The sequence below is a fragment of the Pseudoalteromonas sp. APC 3691 genome, assembly GCF_030408135.1.
In the GTDB taxonomy this organism is placed as follows: Bacteria; Pseudomonadota; Gammaproteobacteria; order Enterobacterales; family Alteromonadaceae; genus Pseudoalteromonas.
This window is the reverse complement of sequence record NZ_JASDCB010000158.1, coordinates 1-755: the sequence shown is the minus strand read 5'-3', so window position 1 is coordinate 755 and position 755 is coordinate 1. Positions and strand designations below refer to the sequence as shown.

1 protein-coding gene and 2 pseudogenes are annotated in these 755 nt (G+C 37.0%); all 3 read right to left on the bottom strand.

The window, feature by feature from the left end:
* Nucleotides 1-127, bottom strand: a pseudogene (locus QL998_RS20725) (IS5/IS1182 family transposase); the annotation flags it as partial.
* Nucleotides 128-204: 77 nt separating this feature from the next.
* Entirely contained in the window at nucleotides 205-468 is a 264-nt protein-coding gene (locus QL998_RS20720; protein ID WP_290193401.1) for a hypothetical protein, read from the bottom strand.
* A 104-nt stretch (nucleotides 469-572) separates the two neighbouring features.
* Nucleotides 573-755 (bottom strand): annotated as a pseudogene (locus QL998_RS20715) (ISAs1 family transposase); the annotation flags it as partial.

Here is a 755-nt window from a genome sequence, read left to right as displayed (position 1 = left end):
TGCGCATCTTATACAGTATGCCTTCGAGCGTTTTTCTATGGTCGGGCTTATTATAAATTCGACCACTTAAGTACATTACTTTTGATAAGACATTCCATGTCCCGTCTGTTAACATTAATCTTGGCATATAGGTTCGGTGTAAAGTTTTCTGGCGAATTCAATTATACCTTATCTTCATGCTGTTTGTTTTTCATACCACAAAGATCAACACGCCCTAGTGTCAGTATTTTTAGGCGTTGTGCTATGTGTTAAAACGGGCTCATCTAATAAACCCTCTAAAACAGATTTAGCATCAAAATTAAGCGTTTCCTTTAGTGATTTTTCAAGCTCAATTGTGGTTTGCTGAACATAGCTTGCTACACTTTGAGTTAATATATCAGTTACATCTAGGTCCACCTCTACTGCATGTACTTGCGCAGAACCTAATACTAATAAACTTGCCATAGCGATTTTAATTGAATGTTTCATAATGGTATTCCTTGTTTGTGTATTGTTTAGACGTAATTACATACTCAAGGGTTGTGCCAACATAAAAATAAAATTTAAACAACTGTAATTAAAGAACTTCACGGCTAGCGCATTTTAATCCCAGACTCTAGCAGGGTTGAGCGGTAATCATCGTCTAGCCCTGCCATTTTCTTTTTCCTCGCCATACTTGCTGACTTAGATGCATCTTGTTTAAAAAGCGCCATGGCTATCTTTCGCATTACATTAAACATTAATGGCCCTTGAAGTTTGCGTATTCTCGATTCATC